Here is a 17,256-nt window from a genome sequence, read left to right as displayed (position 1 = left end):
CAGCCGCGACACCGAACTCAGCCACTGCTTCAATTCCTTCGCGTCCATCGCTAGCTCCAGCGGCCCTCCACGTGGGGCTCGTGCGACCAGTCTGGTGGCCGGCTGGCTCAGGGCGTGAGCCTGTCACTAACTAACGATCAAAGAGCCTTCGAGAGGGCTGACTTGAGTGTTTGCGCTGCCTGGGCCGCCTTTTTCTTGACGAACTGCAAGAAGGCTTCAGCATCGAACATCCCTTTGGGCGCCACCCGCAACTTCGCAGCGCTTAGGAGGTCGTCGATCGGCGTGGGGAAACGACCCCATGCAGATGCGCGATTGAGTAGATCCTGAGCCCGTCGTTCGACAGCGGCCAGTTCAAAGGATTGGAGACTGCTGTCGTCAGGCTTCATCAGGAGCGCTTCTTCGTACGGATGAACTGCAGGTATTCCATCAGCTGGGCCTCCTCTTCGGGGCTCAGGTTGTGCTCTGCAAACGTCGCAATGCGGCCGTGACGCTCGCTGGCTGTGCGGTTGCCCACGGCAGGTAGGTAGCCCGCGAGTTCCATGAGCGTGACGTAATCGATCTTGTAGATCTCAGCCAGCTTGTTGAGGATGGTCGGGCTTGGCTGAAGGATCTTCTCGTTTTCGAGCTGGCTGAGGTACGCGTTTGAAACCTCCTTGCAGCTGGACTCTTCGACCTGCCTAAGCGACATCTTTCGATCATTGCGGATCGAGGCGAGGTATTGACCAAGGGTGACTTTCACGGACTGCCTGTTTCGGCGACAGCACCCGTGACCCTCACGGCTACCCGCCTCAAGACAGTTTAGGTCGCGCCGCTAAGTTTTCAAAGCGCGCTTGATGTGCTTGACAAACTTAGCACGCTTGCGCATAGTTGCATCAAGCGCTCAGCAGCGACCTCGTTGAGCAAGCGCGAAACCGAAGTGCGCGGCTGTCCGCGTGACCAATGAAAGCTGTAGATGCGCAAGCAATTTGAAGAAGGTGTTGAGGACGTCTACGCCGCTGTGGCGGCGGGGCGCCCTGTTCGTGAGCGTGGCCCGTTCGGCATCCAGATCGGTGACCAGTCGATGCAGTTCGTGCCCAAAGTAGTTGATGACCCCGTGGTGCTGGGCAGCCAGATCCTGGCGGCCGCCGGCGCCCGCCCCGCGAGTGACTTCCTGGTGTTCCAGGTCATGCGCGATGGCGTGCTGGAAGTCATTCGTCCCGATCAGGCCGTGGATCTGCGCAGCGCTGGCGCCGAGAAGTTCCTCGTGTTCCGCAGTGACCGCACGTTCCGCTTTTTCTTGGATGAGCGTGCATTCGACTGGGGCGCGTCGCAAATCTCGGGCAGCACGATCAAGCGCCTGGCCGGCGTACCGGGCGACACCACCGACGTCTGGCTGGACGCGGCCGGCGGCGAAGACCGCGTGATCGAAGACAAGGAACTGGTCGACCTGGCGCAGCCCGGTGCCGAGCGCTTCATCACGCGCCCGATCCAAATCAAGATCAAGGTCAATTCGCGCGAACGCGTGGTCGACCAACGGCCTGAGCTGGAACCAGCACCTGCAGATTCGCAAGTTCGCCCGGCAGGAGTTCAAGAACAACGGCGCCTACGAATATCTCGAACGCGCTCGGCTGCGCCTGCATGAGCACTGGCAAGAGTCGGTCAGCTGGAAGACACGCGCGGATCAGAAGCAGGCGGCGCGCTACTCCGGCGCGACGTCAGCCCGAGTTCTCGGCGGCAGCGCGGCCGAGACGCCAAAAGTTCTGGCAGTGCCGGTCGAACCCATCAGCGCCGAACAGATCAAGAAGCACTCACCAATCAACCTGGACGACTTTGAAGTCGTCGACTTTTAAGAATCATGACCGATTTCGACATCATCGACACCGGCGACAGCGCCGAAGAGGAGGCGCGCCAGATTGCAGCGCGCCGCATGTTCATGTACTCCGCGCGTGCGCTCCTCGCCGCGGACGAGGTGGACCGCAAGTACGTGCTCTTTCCTGAGCTGAAGGTTGTCCTTGAGGCGTTGGACCGTTCATATCAATTGGCGCTTCGCGTCAACCGCCCTCAGGGCATCCTGGTTTCAGGCCCGCCCGGCTCGTCAAAGTCAAGCATCGCGGAGTATTTCCAGCGAAGCTTGCCCACCTCCACGGACATCATCGAGGGGCATGGCGCGCTGCGGATCCGATTGCGATCGAACCCATGCGCAGGCGGCATGGTGTCGCACTTGTTGCGAGCGGTCCGACATCCCTTCACGACCATTCGCCAGGGCCGCTTCTGGGGCATGCGTGACATCGCCTTCGAGGCGCTACAGCAACTGGGCACCCGTGTGATCTTCGTCGATCAGGCTCATGTACTGGAGCAGTCGGTCAAGAAGTCAACTCGGGCAACGAAAGGCGCGGTCGAAACGACAGCCTCTGAAGTGCTCCGCGACTTGATGGACGAGACTGGCATCGCGCTCGTGTTCCTGGCTAGCGATACCTTCGGTGGTCTCGAGCGCGTGGACGAGGCGTTGGCAGACCGGGTATCGGTCCGGCTAAGCCTTCGCTACTTCGACGACGACGCCGTGTGGTGCAAGTTCCTCAGCGAGATCGGCAAGCGCACGAAGTGCATCGACTTCAAGCTGCTTAGCGACCGGGGCTTCGCCGCGCTTACGCACCGGGCAGCACTGGGAAATCGCCGCCGCACCAAGCTGTTGCTGACGGAGGCGGTACTGGTTGCCATCGACTCTGGCGCCAACGCAGTCGCACGCGAGCACTTTGAGACTGCCTTCCAGCGTATCAGCGGCGCGTCCAACCAGGTGTTGAATCCGTATGCCTCGGCGTGACTGTCGTCGGCTCGGCGTCTTCGTCCCACGGCAGCCGGGCGAGTCGGCCATGAGCATGATGCTGCGTGCCTTTCAGGCCAATGGCGTCGCGTATCAGGAGGGCATGCAGTGGTTGGGGCTGGACCGCCGCCAGGCCCTTGTTGATAGTGACGTCGTCGCCTTGGCGTGGGCGCTGCACGCCGAAGTGGACGATGTACGCCGTCGTATGGTCTTGCTTGAGTGGCGCGGCGGTGGGCGCTGGGTGCACCTTGCCGGACAGCGGCTGAGTCGGTGGATAGCGCCGACAACCATGCTGGCCAAGTTGTGCCCTGAATGCCTTCGGGAGGCAGGGTACGCGCGGCTGGTGTGGTTGACGCGAGCAGTGCCTGGCTGTTGCCGACACGGCTACAGCCTTCTTCAGGAGTGCGGTGGCTGCCACCGGCCTGTCCGGTGGGCGCGACCGGGTTTGCGCATCTGCCAATGTGGGCGGTATTTCAAGCCGGCTGTGGACGGCAGGCTGCTGGAGCCCGAGGTGCGCGCCTGGATCGGCTGGGCGGAGGCTGTTCTGCAGGATGACGTAGCAGCCGCGCAAGACGCGATTGGCGGACTGCCACCGCTCCTCCACAACATGACGCTCGATGGCGCCTATCGCATGATCGAAGCGTTCGGATTGCTGAAGGCGCCAGGCGATCCGGTTCGCGATGTCCGTCACAGCTCTGCCAAGTTGCCAGAAGTCGGTGCGATGGTCGTGCGAGGCCTCCAGCGGCTGTGGGACATCGGGCTGGCGCGGGACGTCGCTCCAAAAGCGTTCGACGTTGTCCACCTTCCGGTTCTCAGGGAACTAGCGGACGAGCCAGCAGCTGAAGGAGACGGTCAGCGCGCAGCCTGGCTTCTGGACCTCCATCGCGCAACTCGCCCGACAGGTCAGCATCGGGTCGGAGCGCGGCCTCGTCGCCAGATGCCGCTATTCCTATGAGCGCCTCGCTGCAGAAATCGAGTGCGGGCGCCGTGCTGCGGCACGGCGTGCCAACGCCGCTGACGAACGAGGCGCCCAGCAGCTGGATGAGTCGACTGGCAATGGCGCAAGGGCGTCCGCTCAAGGAAATCATGGCGGTCCTGCAAATCAGTCTTCGCCAACGCTGGGATCCGGATCTCGCGCTGCTGGGGACAAGACTGCCGCGGTTGCTCCAACAGTGTTCCCTTCATCGATCGGCTTTTTCCTACGCTGCAGGCTCAATGTCATTGCTGAATTGCACGGACATCAAGGCATCGCCGGCATTGCTTACCTGGCGGGATAGATCTCGCTTCCGGTATTGCCCCGCCTGTTTGGCCACAAGCCCGATACCGTACCTCGACATCCGCTGGCGTATTGCCGACTGGCGGCATTGCCTGCGGCACAGCTGCCTGTTGGAAGACCGATGCTGGAAATGCGATGCATACATCACGTACCCGGTCGACATGGAGCAGTCTGCAGCGGGGCAAGCTGGACACGCGTCTCAGAGGCGTTGCCAACGATGTTCAGCGGACCTGGCCGCCGTTGGTCCTGCCTACGTGGATTTCCGCCGGCCGGGCGTGGTCACCCAGATCGAGCTGTACCGGCGGCATCGATGCTGGCCTTGAAGGACCGGCGCGTGATATCGCGCACCGTCGTGAGGACTTGCAGGCCTCGGAGGGCCCAAACATGAAACTACTCACTTTGTCTGATCTGCACTTGGAGCTCGGCGTTCCGCTGGGTCTGCCCGTGGATCTGCAGTTCGATGCCGTTGTGCTGGCCGGCGATATCCACAACCCTGGGCGGCAGGCAGTCGATTGGGCGCGGCGCGAGAAGGCGTTTGAGGGTCGGCCCGTGCTGCTTGTCCCTGGCAACCATGAATACTACGGATGCGTCATGGAAGAGGAGTTGCGCCGCATGCGCAGCGCTACGTCTGGCAGTGACGTCCACGTTTTGTCTAGAGACGTGGCGATCATCAAAGGCGTCCGATTTATTGGCTGCACCCTTTGGACAGACTTTCAGCTGGCGGTTCGACAGCCTGATGGTCGGATGGTCACCAACGTCGAACTTGCCGTGCACGAAGCATCGATGTGCATGAACGATTTCAGGCGCATCGAGGTTGTGGCACCGGCCCGAAGCCAGTATCGGGAGCGGCAGGTGCGCCGCCTGCTGCGAGCAGAGGACACGCTTGCTCAGCATTGGATCGAGCGAGACTGGCTGCGCCGGGTGTTGGCGGAACCGTTTGAGGGACCGACGGTCGTTGTGACTCATCACGCGCCTGCCATTGCTTCCGTTGCTGCCCAGTACGTGTCCAGCTGGATCACGCCAGCGTTTGTCAGCGATCTGCCGGGCGAGCTCTTTGCCGCGCCGTCACTTTGGATTCACGGGCATACGCATTCGACATCGGACTACGAACGGCAGGGATGCAGGGTCGTCTCCAACCCGCGGGGGTATCCGACGAGCGAGACAGTCTTCGAGAACGCCCAGTTCAATGCCGCGTGGGTCATCGAGGTCACTGAGGCGCAAGCTCGTGGGCGTGCACTTCACCCAATGCCCAACGCGGAAAGGATTGCCGACGCGTGATTTCGACATCGCACGGGCTCGGCGGCGGTTCGATCATGTACTCGATGCCGAGAGTCGCTGCCGCTCTTGAAGTCCCCGAATGTGCCAGCAGGAGGCACCGGCCGCGCCTCCTCTTTAGTGTGGATGACTTGCGCAGCCGTTTCTCCTGCAATAGTGCTTCCGCAGGGGCGGGCGCAGTGAATCTGCATACCTTTAGCGGGCCAAGGGGCGCGATATGACGTCAACGTTTGACTGTGAAAGCAGCGCTGCAAGGCTCAATGAGCTGATCGGCTTACTGCAGTCGCAAGTCGCGACAGGCGCTGAGCACAGCGTCTACGAGGCTCGCATTCACGAGACCGCTGCGAGCATCCATGCCGAGATACTGGAGGCGGTTCACAACCGCTGCGAGGTGCGCGCGCAAAAGGGCAACGGTCGGGTTCTGACTATCCATGCCGTTAGTCCGATCCGCCGCTCCAGGTTCCGCTACGGAAGGGGATTTGACACCTCCGAGCATTTCCTCCATGACGAGTGCGAGCTTGTCGCCGTGGCGCGATTCGAAGTCTCCACGTGGCCTTAGGAATGACCGACGCCATGTGTACGAGGAGGCAGTGAGGCTCTCAAGTTTTTGCACGGCGCGTGCGACGTGCGCATTCATTCTCGGCCACTGGCGCGAGTGTCTACGCGTCTTGTGGCTGCCGTCGCTGCTGTCGATCCTGCTGGCGTGGGCCCTGTTGCCGCACATTGCCGTGCCGCTGCTCGAGCGCCTTCATGGCACGACAGCTAGCGCGTATGACCGTCTGGTGGCTGCACTGAGCGCGCTGTTGCTCCTTGCCGGTCTGTCGTTGCTGTCATCGATCATGTGCGGCGGCCTGTGGTCCTTCATCCTTCGCGGCGTCCCGATTGCCAAACCGTACTACGTCGGTTTCGGCGCTGACGAGCGGCGCCTCGCAATCCTGGCTGCGCTGAAAGCGCTGCTGCTGTTTGCATGGGCCAGTGCAGCGATGATTTTTGTCGGCGCCATGATGGCTCTGGTCACCCATATTTCTGCTCCGGTGTCGCCCTTGGTGCTGGCCCTTGCAATCCTGATCTCTCTGCTGACGCTGTCTTGGTTGATGACGCGCCTCAGCCTAGCCGGGCCTGCAACGATTTCGGCGCAGCGCGTCTCTCTCAAGGCTTCGTGGCAGGCATCGGCACACAACGTCGCCAGGCTGCAGCAGGTGGCAGCGCTCTTGATGGTTCCGGCCGCTCTGCTGACTCTCATATTTGCGCTGCTGCTAATGAGTCTGGCTTGGTGGTTGTCCACTCACGCGCCGAACACCGGGGTGACAGCAGTGGAACTCGCCCGCTACTGCACCGCCTTGCTGCGCGAACTGTTGCCCGTTGTGCTTCTGTTCTTCTATCTGCTGATCCTGCTGCTCGCGGCGCTCTTCATCGTTGCGCGTGCACTCGAGTACCAAGCCCTCGCGCCACCACCAGGAGGCCCCCTATGAGCCGGCGCAAGCGCGTTGGCCTGCGTACGGTGGCCGCTACGACCTTGCTGGTTGCTTGCGCCGTGGCAACGCCTGCGCTTGCGGTACTGGGGCCCCAGTACTTCGACTATCAGGTGAAGCTGCCGCCAAGTCCGATCGATGCGACCGATGCGATTCGCACGCTGGACGATCGCAATCAGGCCGTGCTGGCGGCGATCGCATGTGGCGATCAACTGGCGTTCGCACGCGACCGAGTGGCGCATGAGGCCGATGAGAACACGACGTCGCGCCTCATGGCCAAGATCGAATGGGGAGCAGGTCACGTCGACTCGCAGATGCATGCGCGTGTCAGTGGTGGTTGCCGCTTCAGCCGCACGTTCCGCTGGCTCGACTTCGCAAACAAGGAAGTGTGCGCCCTCATCAAAGATGCCACGACTTGCATCTCTCCCGACGAAGGCAGCAGCGACAAGAAGAAGAAGGACGCCGCGGAAGCCTTTGAGAAGGCGGCACGCGAAGCGGTCGCCGACATGCTGTGGGCCGAGCTAGTCAATGGCAACCTGAGCACGCTGAAGGAGAAGATCCTCAACGGGGCTGACGGAGGGCGAGGATGCCACACCGAATTCGTCTCAACAAATGGCAGCGATGGCACAGCCGCCGACCGTTCGATCGCTGGCTGGCGCCGGCTCGACCCACTGGATGAGGGACGGCCCGAGATCGATCCGGCCAAGACCACCCCAGTGCGCGGTGGCGCCATCCAGATCGACTTCGCAATATCGCAGAGTTGCCTGCTGAGCCAGGCGGCCCAAGGATTGAGTTCCCTCGTGATCCCAGTACGCGATGGCGAACAGCAGCGCGCCGGCACCAACGGGACGCCTTGTCATGGTCTCGGAACCATCTACGGTGACTGGGATATGGCCGAGCGCAACCTCATCCGCATCGCCTTCCTGATTCGCAAATACGGTCTGGCAGCAGACGGCCAGGTTCTTCAGAACGCGGACACACACCTGCGCGACGACTTGCTAACGTTGGATCGCGGGCTGGAAGGCGATAGCCACAACGTGTGGTTTGGGTGCGGCAACAGCACGGGACACAGTGGTTCTGCCGAGGATCGCGCCATCGACCGCGGAGGCCACGGCAACCCACCGGGTGATGCCCTGGGAGATCTTGGCTGGTTCTTGCTGATGTTGGCAATCTTGTTGGCGCTGCTGGCGTTAGGCATGGTGATTGCCGCGGGCCTTGGTGCTGGTCTCGGCATGGCGGCAGCGGCCGCGGTCGTGGGGGCGGCCCTGGTCGGTGTGCTGCTCATCAACATTCCCGAGACAGAGAACCACCTGCTCGGCATCAACACCACCAAATACCTGAACAACCAGCTGATCATTGAGACGCTGGGCAACGACCTCGGCATGACTGCGCCCTACATCCAGGACAACATCGAGATCAAGGCGTGGCTGCTAAAGCGAATGCAGGGCTTCCTTCAGCACGACTTCATCGAATTCAACGCACACCCCTATCAGCGCCATTCGATCGAGTCGATACGCAACCTGTTCGACTTTGCCGGCGATCCAGGGCGGCCGACGATGGCGGACAGCGACTTGCGCAACGCCGCGCAACTGGTGCTCAACTACACGGCAGCGAAGTTCGCCCTGGGCAGCAGCCAGGGCCGCCGCATGGTGCCGTACCGGCGGCACCGCAGCGATCTGCCGGCCACCATCGACGCCGAAGCCAGCGGGTGGAACGGCATGTACGACCTCAGTGGCGGTGCCGACCACCAGGTCGGGCTGGGCCTTTTGTATTCAGGCCAGACCCAGCAACTGCCGCTTGGACAGGCTTCGCGTGGGTTCGCAGCTGAGGTCATCAATGCCGCCACATCTACCTTCGTCCCAGAGACCACCATCCTCGACCTCGCCATCGTCCGCGACACGCCCATCTACCAGCGCATCAGCCACACCACGCAAGAGATCTACTCGAGTGGCGCGGGATACCTGGTTTCGGCTGGCGGCCTCGCCACGCCGCTGGCGTATCCGGTGACCGGCATTGCCGCCATTGATGGTCACAAGGATGACTGGGGCTCGGGCGTCCCCACCACGCTCTTCCTCAATGCGCAGCGAGACCCGGACCTGGGATTCCTCGGGGAGCCGCTATCTGGCGATCCCAAGCTCGACGCGCAACGCACCCTCTACGCGGATCAGCAAAAGCTGGCGGGGCCCGGACGCGCACCTCCCGTGTGGATCATCGACCACGCGGCGAAGCCTATACAGGATGGCTCGGCCATCGATGGCATCTACGCGAAGTACCTAAGCGACTTGGCACCGGACGCTCAGAAGCGCAACACGCTCGGCGAGTTCATTCGCATCAAAGGCGCGTACGACGTCGATACCGACAGCGATGGCAACAAGCTGGCAACCTACGACAACAACCTGTGCGTATGGGATGGATTCGCGTGCGGGACGAACATTGAGCTCGGCCCAATGGCTACCGACTGTGACGCGGACGTGGCAACACCCCCCTGGATCTTCATCGACACGACCAACTGCAAGGGCCGTAAGAGTGCACCGCGCACGCTCATCGTCGTATTTAAGAAGGACTGTCCATCAGGCCAAGGCTGCACCAACTACGGCTTCTTCGAAGTTATCGACGCCGATGCCTACGGCAAGTTGTCGGGCGCTGCGGCGGGCGAGGACCTGTTCAAGAAGTTCCGTGACCAGATCACGTCGGCCAACACTGCGCTGCTGGCACTAGCTGCCGGGACCAACATGGTGGCCGACTACCACTCGGCGCGCGCACAAAAGCTCGAGTTCTCATGCTGGGGGCACGAGACCGACAGCGACACGTGGGGCGTCTACCACGTCGACAACGTGGCAACGCACGATCTCGGTGCCTGGCCGTTTGCGGGTGGCGAGTGGTCCGGTTCGGCATCCCTGTTGCGCCCAGAGGTGCAGACGCCGATGCGGTCCGTGGGCAACGGCACCGTCGAGATCACCAGCCCACGGCTACGCTCCCTTGCTGATCCAACGAAGTTCCGAGTCCTAAGGCTCGACTTCAGTGATCGCGATCATCCCAAGTCCGCGGCGGACAACTGAGATGCTGCGAATCGCCGTGGCCATATTCCTTTCGTGCTGCGTGCAGGCTGCGCACGCGGACAGCACAGTCACTCTGTGCGGATCCGACATTCAATCTGGTGCAGGCGTCAATCTCGCCAGCGCGCTTGCGTCTGGCGGCCGCATTACGTTCAGCTGCGGTGCGCCGGCGACCATCAACATCAACTGCTCGCATGCGCTGACAGCAAACACGGAGATTGACGGCGGCGACAAGGTTGCATTGCGCGGTAATCCCGCATCGCCTGGGTGTGGGGGATCGGCTTCCACATACGTGATGTTTGCAAACGCCTCTCCCACGCGGCACACGCTCAGGCTGCGCAATTTGCGTATCTTGAACGCGACCCCGATTCCGGACGGGGGCATCACCAACCTCCAAGGCGGCAACGTGGTCCGTGGCAACCTCGATCTGTTCTTGTCGGGCGTCACTGTCGAGAACTCATACGCGCCTGTGCTTCTCGACCAGGGGAGCGTCAGCGTCGCAGGGAGTACGTTCACCAACAACGAGCGGGACGTGATCGTCGCGCCACGAATTGCCGTCTCCGGGCATTCGAGTTTCTCCGGAAACCTTGGCGCGCCGCTCGTAGCGCGCGGTGGCGGCGTCGTGATCGCTGACTCGACGTTCGAAGGCAACAAGCGACCTTCCGATTTGTCGCAATGCGCATCGGCCGCCATCACCGGCTCTCAGTTCACCGGCAACAGCGGCCCTGGGACGGGTGGTGCGCTCACGGTGAACTGCAATGCCTCTATCGCACACAGCAGCTTCACCGGCAATCAAGCCAAGGATGGCGGTGCGCTCTACGTGGGTGATGCTGCAACCAAGGTCCATGTGCTGGATGTCGAATTCAATGGCAATAGCGCGACCTCAAGCGGAGGTGCCATCGGCCTGCGCTTTGAAGTCTTCGGGACGTTGCCGCCGCAAGTTCTGGAGCTGCATCATGTGACCCTGAAGGGCAATCAGGCGCGCATTGGCGGCGCAATCTCGTTTGGTCGCGGAGCGTTGCCTGGCGTTCCTTTGAGTCCGCGCACACTGATCGGCGCCGCAGTCCAGTTCTTCGAGAACCAAGCCAGTATGTTTGGCGGTGCGCTTTTTTCATCGCGGGCCGACGTGGTTCTGAGTCGCTCCTTCTTCGGCAGCAATCGTGCCGCTTCTGCAGGGGGCGCCATCGTCAGTCTGCAGACCGGCGATGCAACGCTGCAGCTCTCCAACTCGTTGTTGGTCAAAAATGTCGCGCCCACTGGTGCCGCCTTCGCAGGCGAGGCGGCCTCATTCATCAATGTGACGATCGCGGACAACGATGGTCCCGCCATTTCCGGGATCGCCGCCAGCGCTCTGCTGCCTGTGGTTGGGGGCTCCACTGGCCCACTGCCCATACGCGTTCAGAACACCATCCTGTCCGGCGGCACGACTGCTGCTTGTGGTCCGCCGAACGTGGCCGCGCCACTTGAGGACCTTGGCGGCAATCTGCAGTATCCCGGCGCTTCTTGTGCCGCGACTATCGCCGTAGGCGCACCGGCCTTCGGCCCTTCATACATTCCTCTACCAGCAAGTCCAGCAGCAAACGCTGGCAATGACGCCGTTTGCGCGGCTCCTCCTGTTGCGGGGCGAGACATGTGGGGCATTGCACGACCGAGCGGCGTGCACTGCACAGTTGGCGCCTCGGAATCCGATATTCGGAATATCGTCAATCGGGCCATGAGGCCGCTAAAGGATGCGGTCGATCAAGTACTGCGTTGCGCATGCTTGCAGCGGCCTTCGCGCTAGCTGCATCTCGTCGGATCCGCAAGCGGATACGGTTTCCATCGTCACATTCAAGGGCAACGAGCGATGCTGTGCCACAAGGATGTCTCGCTGCCCGCTTTCCTTTCGTAGGCATAGACGCAATACTTCGTGAAGCCTGCGGCGTCGGTGGACCTACGCCGACCCAACTATCGCAGTGTTGATCACCGCGAAAACTGGGGTGCTCGGCTGGCGAAATCTTTGGATGATGGGGCGCGGTAAGCGTGCGCTCTGCCTCATGTCCGGTGCCGAGCAGGAGGGATGGGCTGGTCGATGCGGCTTGCGCAACGTGGCTGTGAACGCGCGGGAGCTACTGGGGCACTGTTTGCTCGACCAAGGAACGAACATGCATGTAGTGGTCATCAAGATGCACGCCGATCTTTTGTAGGAAGGAGAGGATGCCGAGCAGTTCCCCCCTCATGTTGCCGATCAGCTTCTTCAACTGGGCGTCCGTCTTGGCGTTCACCAGAGGGTCTTGCGACATGTCCTTGGCAGCGTAGACGCTGGTCCACAGATCAAAGTAGTCCTGCATCTTGCGTTCGTAGGTTTGAACGAGCGCGAGATCCTGGGGACCAAGTGCTTTTGAGAGGTCAGCACCGGTGATCGTTTGGCGGGTGTAATCGCCTTCCTTGACGACGACATCCTTTCCCTCGGTCTCCACGCGAAAACGCCAACGCTGATCCTTTGCTTCTGCCTGCTCGAACTTAGGGTGACCCAGAATGACCCGCTTGATCGGCCCTGCCAACTTGTCGAAAAGGTCGACGGCACCCTTAGTCGCAGCGACAACGGCTGCGATTTCCGCTGGAGAGAGCATGTTTCCTCCTTTTGACTGGCGTCGTGACCAAATGAGTGGCTTGGCCTGTTGATACCCACGGGACTGCCTTTGCCGATTCGACAGCCCGCGGTGGGGGCGGTGTTCCGCAAGCAAGCCTCGTTATAGGTAGCCGATCTGCGGGGCGCATCCTCAGACATGAGGATGCGCGCGCAACATCACCGTGTGGGCCACCGCGCTCAATGAGTTCCTCAGCAAGCGGCGTTCACACCTGCTGGCTGTCTGCGGTCGCTGGCAGCCCGGTTGTTTGCGCACACAGCCTCACCGCCAGGAGGCTGGAAGACCTGCCGTGTCGGCGCTGAAAGTTCAAAGCTGAGCGAAACGAAAAACCGAAAGTTCAGACTTGAATGAGACACGGGTTCAACGCCCGCTGACTCGTTCAGCGCCAAGTGGCTGATCGGGGCCGATTTTCAGTTTTGGGATGTGCGCAAACCGACACTGTCGGTTCTCTGTCGGTGCAGGCCTAGCTCGGCAGCGGCTCGACGGCGGCCAGCAGGGCCAGTGCGGCGCGCGCCGTTCCGCGTGCCTCGCCGAGGCGGGCGCTCAGCCAGCCGACGGCGAACCAGGCGGCCGGGTCGTCGGCCACCCTCGCCTGGTAGCGGTCACGGGCGACGACGAGATCGTTGATCTCGCCCAGCGCCTGCTGGGCAGTGGCCAGGACCTGCAGGTGGCGGGCGGCGCGCTGGCGCGGCAGCAGCGGGGCAAGGAACTCGAGCGCGTAGCGCTGGCGCTTCACATGCTTGCGCAGCTGGTGCAGGGCCGCGGGTTCGAGCTCGTCGAAGCGGCGGCACCCGTCGACCAGGCCCCGGTGCCAACGGCGCAGCCGCCGGCGCGCCAGGCGCTTGAGCGGCTGCTGCGGCCCGGCAAGCGGCTCCAGGCCCACACGCCAGGCGATCCAGGCCAGCAGCAGGCGCTGAGTGGCCTCGCCGCGTACCAGCGCGGTGAGGTCAGGCTCGCCGCCCGCCGCAGCCGGGGCCAGCTGCGGCGCGCCGGCCCGCTGCAGCTCGGCGGCGATGTCGCCGGCCAGCACGTCGCTGTCGCGCGCCTTGCCGAGCTCGGCGAACAGCGCCCGCAGGCCGTCCACCAGCTCGGCCGGCGGCTCGGCCACCCAGCCCCGGTAGGCGCGCAGTGCGCTGCGCAACCGGCGAATACCGACGCGTGTCTGATGCACATGCTCGGCGCGCAACGCAGGCTCGCCTTCGATCAGGCCGATGGCGTTGCGGCCGATCTGGGCCAGGCATTCGTCGCAGACAGCGCCGAAAGCGTCCAGCGCACCGGCGTCACCGTCGTAGCGCGGCAACGCGGCCTTGCGCAGCGGCGGGTCGGCCAGGCCGGCGGCAAGGGCATGGCCGCGCTCGGCCTTGTTGCGCGGGTCCAGAACCAGGCCGTAGCGCCGCCGCCAGCGCTCGACCAGGTCCAGCATCGCGGTCGTCGAACCGGAGACCAGTTCGAACTCGACCTCGCGCAACGACCGCACATCGCCGCCGGCCACCAGCCGGGCCTCGTCCAGCGCAATGTCGACGACGGCACCGCGCGTGCGCACCCGACGCAGCAGGCGGCGTTGCTGGATCTGGAAGCGCTGGACCGCGTCCTGACCTTCGGCGCAGGCCTGGGCCAGCATCTCCAGCAACTGCCGGCCGGGCGCCGTCTCGGCATGAGCCCGCGGGTCCAGGCTCGCGTCGGGGCGGACGACCTCGTGCTCGAAGCGCTCCAGCGCGCCGCCGCGCGCGGCCTTCAGCCCCTGCACCCAGCGCGCGCCTTCGCGGCGCATGCGCCAGGCCAGTCCTGCGCGGGCCAGTCGCAGGTCCGGCGTGTCGAAATAGGCATCGATCAGCGCCACGCGCCGTGCCGTGCCGCGCTCCGCCAGCGCGGCGGCCAGTGCCGCGCGCGAGGCCGCCGGCACGAGGAACTTCAGCTCGATCTCGACGTGCGCGTCGCTCACGACTGCGCCCTCAGGCGCGGCCGGCTGCCAGCGAGCGCTCCTGGTCGGCCTTGCGGTCGGCGGCGACCTGCTGCGCCGTCGGGCGTTCGCCGACCAGCTTGGCATAGGGCTTCCAGTCCACGCCGCCGGCCTGCAGCAGGTCTTCGCCGTAGATGATCTTGGTCGTCGTACCCACCAGGGGCAGGCTGACCCAGCCCGCGCAGTCGGCCATCGTGAAATGGTCGCCAGCGAGGTAGGGGCCGAAGCGGGCCAGGCGCTTGAAGGCCTGGATGTTGCCGGGCAGCGCGCGTGCGACGCGCTTCTTGGTGCCGTCGCTGACCTGCCCGCCAAAGTAGGCCTCCGCATACAGCTCGCGCACGACCAACTCCAGGTGCAGCTCCACATACGCGATCAGCTCGCGCACCTTGGCGGCCTGGTAGGGGTCGGCCGGGATCAGCCGCGGCGTGCCGGGGTAGGCGGCCTCCAGGTAGTCGACGATGACCTGGCTCTCGCACAGCGCGCCCTGCGGCGTCTTGATGAAAGGCACCTTGCCCAGCGGCGAACGGCTCAGCACCGCCTCGTCATCGGAGTGCGTCTGCACGTACTCCTCTTCGAACGGGATGCCCTTCTCGAGCAGGGCAAGCTTGACCTTGTTGTAGTAGTTCGAGAGCGGAATGCCGCAGAGGGTGATCATGGCTGTCTCCTGGATGCAGGCGTGCAGTCTATGCAGGGTACGCCGGGCGCCCCTGGCGCGGTGGCGACATCAGCGCCGATTGACGAGCACGATGCCCGCCGCCAGCGCTGCCAGCGCCACGACGAGGCGGGCGCTGATGCCCTCGCCCAGCAGCAAGGCGCCGGCGACCAGACCGAACAGCGGCGTACTCAGCGTGAAGACGGCGAGCTTGGTGGCCGCGTAGTGGCGCACCAGCCAGAACCAGGCCAGGTAGCTGGCGAAGGTCACGACCACGGCCTGGAAGCCGAACAGCCCCACCAGGCGCGGCGACCAGTGCAGCGGCAGCGCCTCGCCGGCACAGACCGCCGCGCCGCACAGCGCCAGCGCAGACACGCCCAGCTGGTAGAGCAGCGTCTTCTCGGCAGGCGCCGCGCCCAGCCGCGTGGCGCGTATGGCCAGCGTCGTGCCGCCCCACAGCACGGCGGCGGCCACGCCCAGGGCGTCGCCCCACCACTGCAGGGGCGTGCCCGGCGCCGAGAAACCTTCCGCGAACGCGAAGGCCATCGCACCGAAGGCCACCACCAGGCCCACCCACTGCCGCGCCGACAGCGCCTCACCGCGCGCGATCCACGGCATGCCCAGCGCGACGACGAAGGGCGCCAGGTAGATGAAGACGACCATGCGCGACGCGCTGGTGTATTGCAGGCCGATGAAGATGCAGGCGAACTCGCCCGCGAACAGCAGGCCAGCCAGCAGGCCGCCAGCGAAGCTGCCGTCACGCTCGAACAGCCGGATGCCGCGCCAGGCCGACCACAGCCACACCAGCAGGCCCGCCACCAGCGAGCGCAGCCCCGCCTGCCATAGCGGCGAGATCTCGGTCAGCGCCGCCTTCGCGGCCACCTGGTTGATGCCCCACAACAGGCAGCACAGCAGCAGCAGGACAACGGCACGGGGGTCGAGATGGGATTGGCGCATGCCCTCTATGCTGCCAGCATGCTCCAAGTGACCGTCATCGGCGGCGGCGTGATGGGCGCCGCCACCGCATGTTTCCTGGCTCGCGACCACGGCGCCGCCGTGACCATCGTCGAGCGCGACCCCAGCTATGCGCGGGCCTCCAGCTCGTTGTCGCTGAGCTCCATCCGCCAGCAGTTCTCCCAGCCGGTCAACATGGCGCTGTCACGCTGGAGCATCGAGTTCCTGCGCCGCGCCCCGAGCGAGCTGGCGACGGCGGACGACCGCCCAGCCCTGGGCCTCGTCGAGCCCGGCTACCTCTACCTTGCGACGGCGGCCGGCGCCGCAACGCTGCGTCAGGTCCATGCCGTGCAGCGCGCCGAAGGCGTCGACGTCGCGCTGCTGAGCCCGGCGGAGCTCGCGGCCCGCTTCCCGTGGCTGGCCGTCGACGACCTCGCACTCGGCTCGCTGGGCCTCAGCGGCGAAGGCTGGTTCGACGGCCCCGCGCTGCACCGCGCCTTCCAACGCAAGGCTGGAGCCTGCGGCGCACGCTTCATTCAGGCCGAAGCGCTGGGCTTCGAGCGCCGCGGCGACCTCGTGACCGGCGTGCGCTGCGCCGGCGGCACGCGCATCGGCGGCGACGCCTTCGTCATCGCGGCTGGCGCCTGGAGCGCGCCATTGGGCCAGGCCCTGGGCTGCCACCTGCCCGTCGCGGCGAAGAAGCGCGACGTCTTCGTGCTGGAGACGCCGGCCGCCCTGCCCGGCTGCCCGCTGGTCATCGACCCGAGCGGCGTCTGGTTCCGCACGGAGGGCCGGCTGATCCTGGCCGGTGGCCCGCCGCGCGGCGCGGACACCGACGAGCCGCCGCTGCACGACATCGACCATGGCCTCTTCGAGGAGCGGCTCTGGCCCGCGCTGGCGGCGCGCGTGCCGGCGCTGCAGGCGCTACGGCTGCGCTCGGCCTGGGCCGGCTACTACGAGATGAACGCCTTCGACCACAACGGCATCGCCGGTCGGTTGCCGGGTTATGCCAACGCCTTCGCGGCCTGCGGCTTCTCGGGCCATGGCATGCAGCAATCGCCCGCCGTCGGTCACTCGATGGCGCGCCTGATCGCCGGCATGGACGCGCCGCTGATCGCCGCGCTGACGCCGCAGCGCCTGATCGATGGCCGGCCCCTCCACGAGGCCAACATCATCTGAGA

Annotated in this window: 15 protein-coding genes; 9 read left to right on the top strand and 6 right to left on the bottom strand. The window is 64.4% G+C overall.

Annotated elements, in window-relative coordinates:
• Positions 1-137 precede the first annotated feature (137 nt).
• Both JOY88_RS01190 and JOY88_RS01185 read right to left on the bottom strand, forming a co-directional pair.
• Positions 138-386 carry a hypothetical protein gene (locus JOY88_RS01190; protein ID WP_293499636.1) on the bottom strand — a complete coding sequence of 83 codons (249 nt, stop codon included), beginning with the start codon at positions 384-386 and terminating at the stop codon, positions 138-140.
• Complete coding sequence (locus tag JOY88_RS01185; RefSeq protein WP_293499634.1) at positions 386-739, bottom strand: helix-turn-helix domain-containing protein; 354 nt, start codon at positions 737-739, stop codon at positions 386-388. Before JOY88_RS01185 ends, JOY88_RS01190 begins: the two co-directional genes overlap by 1 nt.
• A gap of 213 nt (positions 740-952) precedes the next feature.
• Between JOY88_RS01185 and JOY88_RS01180 the strand changes: the two genes are divergently transcribed.
• From JOY88_RS01180 to JOY88_RS01145, 8 genes are all read left to right on the top strand, one after another.
• The gene (locus JOY88_RS01180; protein ID WP_293499632.1) at positions 953-1,621 is read left to right on the top strand and encodes a multiubiquitin domain-containing protein; all 669 of its coding nucleotides are present in this window, start codon (positions 953-955) and stop codon (positions 1,619-1,621) included.
• Positions 1,622-1,834: 213 nt separating this feature from the next.
• Positions 1,835-2,800: a TniB family NTP-binding protein gene (locus JOY88_RS01175; protein ID WP_293499630.1), complete on the top strand. Its 966-nt coding sequence runs from the start codon at positions 1,835-1,837 to the stop codon at positions 2,798-2,800.
• On the top strand, positions 2,787-3,755 hold the full coding sequence (locus JOY88_RS01170; protein WP_293499628.1) for a TniQ family protein: 969 nt from the start codon (positions 2,787-2,789) through the stop codon (positions 3,753-3,755). Before JOY88_RS01175 ends, JOY88_RS01170 begins: the two co-directional genes overlap by 14 nt.
• Complete coding sequence (locus JOY88_RS01165; protein WP_293499626.1) at positions 3,752-4,399, top strand: TniQ family protein; 648 nt, start codon at positions 3,752-3,754, stop codon at positions 4,397-4,399. Before JOY88_RS01170 ends, JOY88_RS01165 begins: the two co-directional genes overlap by 4 nt.
• Before the next feature lie 61 nt (positions 4,400-4,460).
• Entirely contained in the window at positions 4,461-5,354 is an 894-nt protein-coding gene (locus tag JOY88_RS01160; protein WP_293499624.1) for a metallophosphoesterase, read from the top strand.
• Positions 5,355-6,019: 665 nt separating this feature from the next.
• Positions 6,020-6,823, top strand: coding sequence for a hypothetical protein (locus JOY88_RS01155; protein ID WP_293499622.1), 804 nt, complete (start codon positions 6,020-6,022; stop codon positions 6,821-6,823).
• Positions 6,820-9,882, top strand: coding sequence for a hypothetical protein (locus JOY88_RS01150; protein ID WP_293499620.1), 3,063 nt, complete (start codon positions 6,820-6,822; stop codon positions 9,880-9,882). The genes JOY88_RS01155 and JOY88_RS01150 overlap by 4 nt, the downstream gene beginning before the upstream one ends.
• Position 9,883: 1 nt before the next feature.
• Positions 9,884-11,662, top strand: coding sequence for a hypothetical protein (locus JOY88_RS01145; RefSeq protein ID WP_293499618.1), 1,779 nt, complete (start codon positions 9,884-9,886; stop codon positions 11,660-11,662).
• A gap of 325 nt (positions 11,663-11,987) precedes the next feature.
• Here the strand turns inward: JOY88_RS01145 and JOY88_RS01140 are convergent, their stop codons facing one another.
• The 4 genes from JOY88_RS01140 to JOY88_RS01125 all read right to left on the bottom strand — a co-directional run bounded on the left by JOY88_RS01140 (position 11,988) and on the right by JOY88_RS01125 (position 16,078).
• Positions 11,988-12,491, bottom strand: coding sequence for a hypothetical protein (locus JOY88_RS01140; RefSeq protein WP_293499616.1), 504 nt, complete (start codon positions 12,489-12,491; stop codon positions 11,988-11,990).
• A 481-nt stretch (positions 12,492-12,972) separates the two neighbouring features.
• On the bottom strand, positions 12,973-14,451 hold the full coding sequence (locus tag JOY88_RS01135) for a CYTH and CHAD domain-containing protein (protein ID WP_293499614.1): 1,479 nt from the start codon (positions 14,449-14,451) through the stop codon (positions 12,973-12,975).
• 10 nt (positions 14,452-14,461) lie between these two features.
• Complete coding sequence (locus JOY88_RS01130) at positions 14,462-15,124, bottom strand: glutathione S-transferase family protein (RefSeq protein ID WP_293499612.1); 663 nt, start codon at positions 15,122-15,124, stop codon at positions 14,462-14,464.
• 69 nt (positions 15,125-15,193) lie between these two features.
• A complete protein-coding gene (locus JOY88_RS01125; protein WP_293499610.1) occupies positions 15,194-16,078 on the bottom strand; it encodes a DMT family transporter in 885 nt (294 codons plus the stop codon).
• An 18-nt stretch (positions 16,079-16,096) separates the two neighbouring features.
• On the opposite strand from JOY88_RS01125, the gene JOY88_RS01120 reads away from it, so the two are divergent.
• On the top strand, positions 16,097-17,254 hold the full coding sequence (locus JOY88_RS01120; protein ID WP_293499608.1) for an NAD(P)/FAD-dependent oxidoreductase: 1,158 nt from the start codon (positions 16,097-16,099) through the stop codon (positions 17,252-17,254).
• The last annotated feature ends 2 nt before the right edge of the window (positions 17,255-17,256 follow it).

Origin of the sequence: Roseateles sp., from assembly GCF_019237615.1 — a bacterium.
GTDB lineage: Bacteria > Pseudomonadota > Gammaproteobacteria > Burkholderiales > Burkholderiaceae_C > Pelomonas.
Note: the sequence above shows the minus strand (reverse complement) of the source record. Positions and strands in the feature narration are given on the sequence as shown.